This window comes from Lentibacillus sp., assembly GCF_035301675.1.
Lineage (GTDB): Bacteria > Bacillota > Bacilli > Bacillales > Amphibacillaceae > Lentibacillus.
In genome coordinates, this window is sequence record NZ_DATGTT010000021.1 from 1 (window position 1) to 8,742 (window position 8,742).

The following is an 8,742-nucleotide window of genomic DNA, read 5'->3' on the forward strand; positions in this document are numbered from 1 at the left end:
CGCCGGGCGACGTATGCTTGCGTGAATTTTGAGGTCAGCGATTCCCGGCCGTACAGCCGTAAATGCCCGGGGCGATCCTTCAGCGATGCAATATCTTCACCCAACGGAATCCGCAGTGACTGAAAATGGTTATTCAGCACCCCGGAATTGAAATCATCCCGCTCATCAAAGTCCTTTTCCCATGCGATTTCCTCAATATCAGGGCCTTCGATTTCAACGGACGGCTGGTTTCCGCCAACAACATATGGCCAGCCATTTTTCCATTCAAGCCGCTGAATAGCGGTTTCTCTTCCCAATGGGCAGTAGCCGCGAATCCCGTCCAGCAATGGCTGGTCGTCTTTAGGCAGCGGGCGTCCGGTCAAATGGACTAAAAACCATTCATCAGTATGTGTCTCAACGATCGAAGCGTGGCCTGCTTTTTGAAGTGGATTTCGTGGATGCGCCCATGACGAGATCAATGGGTTTTCGGGATGAACCTCATACGGACCCCATAAATCCGCAGAACGCGCAATCGTGGCCTGGTGCTCATACTTCGTGCCGCCTTCTGCTGTCAAAAGATAATAATAGCCATTAATTTTATACAAATGTGGAGCTTCGGTCAGCTTAATATCGGTTCCTTTAAAAATCACTTTCGCGTCTCCAACCAGCTTCTGTTCCACATCGCTGTACTCCTGAAGTACAATGCCATAAAAATCATGATGGCCAATCCGGTTGTCCCAGAGCATGTTGACCAAATATTTTCTGCCGTCGTCATCATGGAATAGGGAAGGGTCGAAGCCGGAGCTGTTCAAATAAACAGGCTCGGACCACTCGCCATCAATTGTTTCACTTGTCACGAGGTAATTATGGCAGTCCTTCCAGGCGCCATCGACCACTTTCACATCGGTATAAATCAGCCAGAATTTGCCGTCAGCATACGAGAGGGCAGGGGCCCAGACACCGCCGGAATCGGGGTTCCCTTTCATATCCAGCTGGCTGACCCGGTTCAGCGGCCTCGAAATCAATCGCCAGTTTTTCAAATCTTTGGAGTGATAGATGCCAACGCCGGGGAACCATTCAAATGTTGAAACGGCAATATAGTAATCTTCTCCGGCGCGGCAGATGCTGGGATCCGGGTGGAATCCGGTTAAAATCGGATTTTTAATCTTTGTCATGTAATCACCTCTACTTATAGATTTTAAAGAAATTTTCATTTGAAAACGCAGCAACACCTAAAGCGGTCGAATGAGCAGATAAGTCTGAGAAATCTATTTGCAAATGTTTTTGCTGAAACCAGAGTGCATGCTGATTCACTTTTTCAAGCAATGGCTGTTCGATCCATTCTTTGGCAGCTGTCATGCGGTTGCCGATGATGACCTGCTGCGGGTTAAAGGAATTGATGATGTTAATGATGCCAATTCCCAAATAATTGCCGATTGTATTAAAAAGTTTGATAGCTTCTTCATCGCCTTTTTCTGCCAGGTTGATCATTTTTTCCAAAATGTTATCGACATCAGCATCTTCCATGCCGAATTGAGCGGAATTGTTGATCAATGCTTGTTCGGAGGCATAAAGCTCCCAGCAGCCGTTGTTGCCGCACCTGCATTTTGTTCCGTTGGCTTCGATAGTCATATGGCCCATTTCGCCTGAAAAACCGCTATTTCCGCGATAGAGTTCGCCACTAAGAATAAGCCCGACACCAATACCGACGCCTACGCTTACATAAATAATATCCGTATTTTCAGTGCCGGTCCTGAATTTCTTCTCGGCATATGCGCCTGCGTTCGCTTCGTTTTCGATGACGACAGGGCAGTCATACTTTTCTTCCATAATTGATTTCAGATCAATATTCTGCCAACCGAGGTTGGGGGCCAGTAAAACTTTGCCGTTCTTATCCGTTGCACCGGGGACACCAATCCCGATGCCGACAATTCCATACGTGCTTGGCGGGGCATAGGACGTAAGGAAATCCACTGTTTCAAATAATTTTTGTTCAATTTCTTCAAAAGTCGGGTCCTTATATGTCAGCGATTTTTCCTTACAAACGTTTCCTTGCAGATCGGTCAGCATACCGAATATATAGTTGACCCCGATATCGATGCCGATTGAATATCCCGCAACTTCATTAAACAGCAGTATGACCGGCTTTCTCCCACCGCTCGATTTGCCAGGTCCTTTTTCATAAATCAGGTCTTCATCCAGTAATTCGCTGACCTGGGAAGAGACGGTTCCCTTATTTAACCCGGTTTTATCAGCAATATTTGCCCGGGAAATGGGGGAATGATTCATGATGGTTTCCAGTACAATCGATTTGTTGCCATTTTTAATGGTGTGCTGGTTCCACGTTTTGTTTTGGAGCATAGTTAATTCATCACTTTCCTCTTTTTTTGACATTATAGCATGAAAATCTTTGTTCATCCACTAGACAAACAAAGTTTATTTTGCTATTATTCAAAATAAGCATTCAAATCGAATGTAATCTATTAATAAATTGGGGGTAAATCAATGTGAATAGGAAAGCGATTACATTGTTTATGTCGGTACTGGCACTGGGTTTGGTGATGGCAGGATGCAGTGATGATTCCGAGGACAGCAGTGCAAGTTCCGGGGAGGAAAAAACGGTCGAATTTATGCACTTGTGGCCTGAGGGCAGTTCAGCGGAGCATAATAGAATCGTAAAAGAGATTATTGAGGATTATGAGAGTCAAAATGAAGGCGTTAACATTGAACTTGAAGTATTAAGCAATGAGCAATATAAAGATAAAATCAAAGTTTTATCAACATCGGATGAACTTCCTGATGTCGGCATGACCTGGGCTGCAGGTTATATGGAGCCCTATGTGGAAGGCGATAAATACGCTCCATTGGATGACGTTGTAGAAAGTGACGAATTAAAGGGACAGTTTGTTTCCGGAACGACCGAAGCATTTTCGGTGGACGGCACAACGTACGGGCTGCCGCTTGAGTTGAACATTGCAACCGTGTTCTATAATAAAGCTATTTTTGAAGAGCATGGGCTTGAAGCACCCGAAACCAATGAAGAACTGCAAAACGTTATAAAAACGCTGAATGAAAATGGTGTTACACCGATTGCGCTCGGCAACAAAGACCGCTGGACCGGCTCCTTGTGGTATATGTATTATGCGGATCGAATTGGCGGATCAGATCTCTTGACCAGCGCGATTAATCGGGAAGAATCATTTGAAGATCCGGCGTTGATTCAGGCAGCGGAAGAAGTTCAGAATCTGGTTGACATGAATGCCTTTAATGACGGGCATAATGGTCTTTCGGATCAGGAAGCCAAAAGCATGTTCATGAATGGGCAGACGGCAATGTACTTGATTGCTACTTGGGATCTGCCAAACTATACGACAAATGAAGAAGTGCCTCAGGAATTCAGGGACTCAGTCGGCTACTTTGATTTCCCTACTGTTGATGGCAATGGTGATAAAAGCAGTTATGTAGGTGGGCCGGGTGTTGGTTTGTTTGTCGCTGAAAACTCGGACGTCAAAAAAGAGGCGAAAGATTTCACAAAGTTTTTTGTCCAAAAGTGGGGCGAGAAATCTGTTACAGAAGCGGGGGTTATCCCGGCTACAAAAGTCGATGGCGAATCACTTGATCTACCGCAAATGTATGTGGATGTGCTGGATGACTTGAATAATGCAAGCAATTTAACGCTATTTGCTGATGTGCAAATGAGTCCTGACACGGCAGAAGTCCACTTGAACCAGATACAGGCATTGTTCGGCGGGGAAGTGACCCCGGAAGAATTCGCGAAAGCACATGAAAAAGCACTTTCACAGGAAGAATAAAAGTTCATTTTACAAGGCTGTTTGCTAAAAGATTGTTGTTGACACAAACTCCATAAACTGTGACACATTTTGAAAGTACATTGATTTGAGTGCTATGATACCGCTCCGGAAATACACTACGCTTTCCGCGGGTGACCCGTGAGCCTCCTCGAACTCCGTTCTGCGGGGTCTCACTTAGGCCACTGTTCCCGCAGGAGTCTCCGTGTATTTCCTACGCTGGTTTTGTGCTATTTGACTTCTTGTTATTGTCGCAGCCTAGCATTTTCCGAAGCCCAGCAAGCGTGGTGTTCTGTCCTGACAGGATAAAACACTAAATATTGATTTCATGGACTTCAATATCCCATATGCAGAACTTCACAGCTAGCGGAGGCAATATACGAAGACTCCTATGGGAACAGCACGTGTCCGAAGACCCCGCAGAAAAGCGGGCTTTGCTTTCCGAGGAGGCTGAGGCCGTGCCCATGGGAAGCGAAGTATATTGCCGGAGCGTCTTGAAGCACTTCTCGTATTTAGAATGGAACAAGCCTTAAATTGTGTTGCAGTTTATATCAACAAGGATTTCAGAACAACAACATTTACAAATAAAGCCTTTCACAATTAAAGAAAAGGGCATTCTAAATGGTATGCCCTTTTCCAGCTTAAAGATTTGGGGTTGAATGCAATGAATAAAGTCATGTCCAACAAATGGATCATAGCAATGTATGTTCTTCCGGCCCTGTTGCTTGTGGGTGTATTAATTTTCATTCCATTAATCCTGTCCGCTTATTACGGTCTCATGGAATGGGATGGCATAGGAAAAATGGAATTCATCGGGCTGGAAAATTACATCACAGCAATACAGGATCTCAAATTTTGGGACAGTGCCCTGCATTCCGCGTTATTGGCTCTATTTTCGACGTTGAGTCTGATTGTTTACCTGGCTATATCTATGATTCTAGCTTCCAAAATCAAGGGGGCGGATCTGTTACGGAAAATCTATCTCATTCCGATGCTGTTGTCATCGGTTGCAATTGCTCAGCTGTGGATTAAAGTATTTAATCCTGCCAATGGGATGCTGAATCGGATGTTAATGGCCATTGGTTTTGAAAATCCGCCTGCCTGGCTGGCGGATCCTGACCTTGTCCTCTATGCGATTTTTATTCCGATTCTTTGGCAGTATGCAGGTTTTTACATTCTGATCTATTATGCGGCCTTGAAAAATATCCCTGAAACAATCATTGAAGCGGCACGGATTGATGGGGCTTCCCCGCTGCAGATTGCATATCGGATTAAACTCCCGTTAATTAAGGGTGTCGTTAAAGTAACCATCGTACTGGCGATTGTCGGATCACTAAAATATTTTGATTTGATTTATGTCATGACAGGCGGTGGGCCGAATGGTGCAAGCGAGGTTATGGCTTCCTATATGTATAAACTGGCTTTCAGTACGAATGACTTCGGTTATGGAAGTGCCATCGGGTTTCTGCTGCTGATTATTACGTTGATTGTCACGGTGATTGTCCGTAAACTAACTGCTGATAAAGAGGAGATTCAATATTAAGAAAGGAGGCTCTGTGATGAACCGCATTGGTTATATTTTTCTCTACATATGCCTGGGGATTGTAGGCGCTTTTCAGATTTTCCCGATTATCTGGCTGTTTCTCTTTTCATTAAAAAGCAACAGTGAGATTTTTGCAGGTTCCCCATTTGCTTTGCCAAAGGAATGGCTATGGGAAAATTACATGAAAGTATGGGATGGCGGCATTGGCCTTTATTTTTGGAACAGTGTCTGGATCACGGCGCTGGCGATCATCTTCACCGCCCTTTTGGCAAGTATGGCGACATTTGCGATTACACGCATGCAATGGAAGCTGAATAAATTCGTGCTCGGCTTGTTCATGGTGGGGCTGATGATTCCGATTCATTCCGCCATTATCCCGTTGTTCAATATGTTCCTGAGTGTCAATCTGATCGATAATCCGTGGTCGATTGTCATTACCTATACGGCATACAACCTGCCGATTACGATGATGATTTTGCTTGGATTCTATTATACATTGCCGCGTGAAATCGAGGAGGCGGCGATTATCGACGGTTGTTCGGTTCACCGCATGTTTTTCCGGATTATCCTGCCGATGACCGCACCTGTTCTGTCGACAATCGTCATTATCAACATGATTTATAACTGGAATGAGTTTGTCTTTGTGAATACGTTCATCTCTTCAGATGAATACAAAACATTGACGGTCGGTATTCAAAACTTTGTCGGCCAGTATATGACCGATTGGGGAGCGATCGGGGCAACATTGATCATCAGCCTGCTGCCTATTCTGCTTGCCTTTATCTTCTTCAGCAACAAGGTGGTGGAAGGGATCTCATCGAGTGCCGTTAAAGGGTGAGCTCAGGCGTTACGTTTTTTCCGTTCAACAAGGTTAAATGCATGCAGACTCAGCCACATCGTGATAAATGCGTACGCGCTGCCGCCGAAGATAAATGCCAGTGCGGGAACGGATTTCATAATCAAAAAGAGCGCGCCAAGGCTGATGACAAGCAGCAAATTGTGAATCGGGCTGATTAGCATAATAAAAAGTGTGTTTCTGAGTACACCTGATAGCTTCAGGTCGTAATGGGCGAAAACCGGGAACAGATAGACCAGGTATAAAAGGAACAAGGCCATAAAGGCGAATAACGGAATATACGTCCATGCAAGCTGTTCACTTTTATCCAGCTGAATATAGTAGATATCGATACCGATCAATAGAATGATAGATGTAATCAGGATGCCCAGCAAGTTCGTTTTCAGGAAATCCGTTTTGAAATAGTTCCAGTAGGCTTCAAAAATGCGGATATCCGTTTCGCCGCGAATCCAGTCCCGGACAACTGCAAACATCGCAGCGGTTGAAGGATAGAATCCGAGGATCACGAAACCGAACAGGGTAAAACCGATCCATAGTAATTGGAGATAAGCAAAACGCATTATCCATTCCATGATTCGGTAAAGAGTACTGGCGAACATATTCATCAGGCTGCCCCCCATCGGCATTTAGTGTCGGGGTCTATTATACAGGATGATGAAATAGATTCAATTTTAAATAAGGTTGTTATTCACTGTTATGGAAAAATTCGAAGGAGCGGAAGGCGGCGACTCCAGCGGGAAAAGCAACAGATGAAGACCCCGCAGTGAGCGTTTTTGGCTCACGAGGAGGCTGAAGCGTTGCTCGCGGAAAGCGTCCGCCTGTAGCGTATTCAATATTTAATCAACATTCAAGCAAACAGCCAAAAATAAAAGAATTTGAGGAGGAATAAATGATGACCTATTTCAACAACATCAGCAATATCAAATATGAAGGATCCAATTCCACGAATCCTTATGCTTTTAAATTTTACAATCCGGAAGAAGTCGTCGGCGGCAAAACGATGGAAGACCAATTGCGCTTTTCGGTCGCGTATTGGCATACCTTTACCGAGGACCTGTCCGATCCATTTGGTGTGGGAACGGCTATCCGCCCGTGGGACAAATATGATGGCATGGACCGGGCCAAGGCACGGGTCGATGCGGCATTTGAGCTGTTTGAAAAATTGAATGTGCCGTATTTCGCGTTCCATGATGTCGATATCGCACCTGAAGGCAACAACTTACGCGAATCCAATCAGAATATCGATACGATTGTTGCCATGATGAAAGATTATATGAAAGACAGCAAAACGAAGCTCTTGTGGAATACGGTGAATAACTTCACCCATCCGCGGTTCGTGCACGGAGCGGCGTCATCCAATAATGCGGATGTCTTCGCGTATGCCGCGGCAAAAGTGAAAAAAGGTTTGGAAGTCGGTAAGGAACTTGGTGCTGAAAACTATGTGTTCTGGGGCGGCCGTGAAGGCTATGAAACCCTCCTGAACACCGACATGAAACGGGAACTGGACCATCTGGGGCGGTTCTTCCATATGGCGGTGGATTATGCTAAGGAAATCGGCTTTGACGCGCAATTTTTGATTGAGCCGAAGCCAAAAGAGCCGACAACGCATCAATACGATTTTGATGTTGCCAGCGGTTACGCCTTCTTGCAGCGTTACGGGCTTCAGGATGATTTCAAATTTAATATTGAAGCGAACCATGCGACATTGGCGGGCCATACATTTGAGCACGAGCTGCGTTATGCCCGGGTCAACAACATTTTGGGATCGGTGGACGCGAACCAGGGGCATCCGCTGCTCGGCTGGGATACCGATGAATTTCCGACCGATTTGTATGCAACGACATTGGGGATGTATGAAATCCTTAAAAATGGCGGTCTTGGTCGCGGCGGTTTGAACTTTGATGCGAAAGTCCGCCGGGGATCATTCACACCGGAGGGCCTGGTTCATGCCCACATTGCCGGAATGGACAGTTTTGCCGTCGGGCTGAAAGTGGCACAAAAGCTGATAGATGACAAAGTGCTCGATCGTTTCATTGAAGAACGCTACAGCAGCTTTGACACAGGCATCGGCAAAGCGGTTGAAGATGGCACAGCAGACTTCCATAAGCTTGAGCAGCACGCTTTGAATCTTGATGGTATTCAAAATCAGTCCGGGCGCCTTGAGCAAATCAAAGCGATCATCAACCAATATTTGCTGAAAACGTACGCAGGGGAGTAATCGCTATGACGTATGTGATTGGTGTTGATTTAGGAACTAGTGCCGTTAAACTGCTGCTGGTTAACCGGCATGGCGACATCGTTCAGGAGGTTTCCAAACCATTCTCGTTAATCCAGCCGAAGACCGGATACAGTGAGCAGGATCCGGACATATGGGTTGAGCAGACCATCGCGGGATTGACGGAGTTGCTGAATCGATTTGAAGGTGATCCTGCTGATATTGAAGGCATCAGCTTTTCCGGCCAGATGCACGGCCTTGTGCTGCTTGATGAAAATCATGACGTGCTGCGCAACGCGATTCTTTGGAATGATACGCGCACAACAGCACAGTGCCAGGC

8 protein-coding genes are annotated in these 8,742 nt (G+C 45.6%); 5 read left to right on the forward strand and 3 right to left on the reverse strand.

Annotated elements, in window-relative coordinates; translation table 11 throughout:
• A partial coding sequence (locus tag VK097_RS03820) for a family 43 glycosylhydrolase (protein ID WP_324210478.1) occupies positions 1–1,154 on the reverse strand: 1,154 nt, incomplete at its 3' end.
• A 10-nt stretch (positions 1,155–1,164) separates the two neighbouring features.
• Complete coding sequence (locus VK097_RS03825) at positions 1,165–2,373, reverse strand: ROK family transcriptional regulator (RefSeq protein ID WP_324210479.1); 1,209 nt, start codon at positions 2,371–2,373, stop codon at positions 1,165–1,167.
• A gap of 167 nt (positions 2,374–2,540) precedes the next feature.
• Here VK097_RS03825 and VK097_RS03830 point away from each other — a divergent pair, with 167 nt between their 5' ends.
• From VK097_RS03830 to VK097_RS03840, 3 genes are all read left to right on the forward strand, one after another.
• Positions 2,541–3,791 (forward strand): extracellular solute-binding protein, encoded by a 1,251-nt coding sequence (locus VK097_RS03830; RefSeq protein ID WP_414672152.1) that lies wholly within the window; start codon positions 2,541–2,543, stop codon positions 3,789–3,791.
• Positions 3,792–4,452: 661 nt separating this feature from the next.
• Positions 4,453–5,331: a carbohydrate ABC transporter permease gene (locus VK097_RS03835; RefSeq protein ID WP_324210480.1), complete on the forward strand. Its 879-nt coding sequence runs from the start codon at positions 4,453–4,455 to the stop codon at positions 5,329–5,331.
• Positions 5,332–5,347: 16 nt separating this feature from the next.
• Entirely contained in the window at positions 5,348–6,169 is an 822-nt protein-coding gene (locus VK097_RS03840) for a carbohydrate ABC transporter permease (RefSeq protein ID WP_324210481.1), read from the forward strand.
• Positions 6,170–6,171: 2 nt separating this feature from the next.
• Here the strand turns inward: VK097_RS03840 and VK097_RS03845 are convergent, their stop codons facing one another.
• Positions 6,172–6,792: a YesL family protein gene (locus VK097_RS03845; protein WP_324210482.1), complete on the reverse strand. Its 621-nt coding sequence runs from the start codon at positions 6,790–6,792 to the stop codon at positions 6,172–6,174.
• A 287-nt stretch (positions 6,793–7,079) separates the two neighbouring features.
• Between VK097_RS03845 and xylA the strand changes: the two genes are divergently transcribed.
• Together xylA and VK097_RS03855 are read left to right on the forward strand one after the other, a co-directional pair.
• Positions 7,080–8,405 (forward strand): xylose isomerase, encoded by a 1,326-nt coding sequence (xylA, locus tag VK097_RS03850; protein WP_324210483.1) that lies wholly within the window; start codon positions 7,080–7,082, stop codon positions 8,403–8,405.
• Positions 8,406–8,410: 5 nt separating this feature from the next.
• Positions 8,411–8,742: FGGY family carbohydrate kinase (locus VK097_RS03855; protein WP_324210484.1), on the forward strand; the 332-nt coding region annotated here is incomplete at its 3' end.

What these genes read in the sequence shown, in the direction of transcription:
- VK097_RS03825 (WP_324210479.1), bottom strand. Translation starts at nt 2,373, where the DNA reads ATGTCAAAAAAAGAGGAAAGTGATGAATTAACTATGCTCCAAAACAAA.
- VK097_RS03830 (WP_414672152.1), top strand. Translation starts at nt 2,541, where the DNA reads ATGGCAGGATGCAGTGATGATTCCGAGGACAGCAGTGCAAGTTCCGGG.
- VK097_RS03835 (WP_324210480.1), top strand. Translation starts at nt 4,453, where the DNA reads ATGAATAAAGTCATGTCCAACAAATGGATCATAGCAATGTATGTTCTT.
- VK097_RS03840 (WP_324210481.1), top strand. Translation starts at nt 5,348, where the DNA reads ATGAACCGCATTGGTTATATTTTTCTCTACATATGCCTGGGGATTGTA.
- VK097_RS03845 (WP_324210482.1), bottom strand. Translation starts at nt 6,792, where the DNA reads ATGAATATGTTCGCCAGTACTCTTTACCGAATCATGGAATGGATAATG.
- xylA (WP_324210483.1), top strand. Translation starts at nt 7,080, where the DNA reads ATGACCTATTTCAACAACATCAGCAATATCAAATATGAAGGATCCAAT.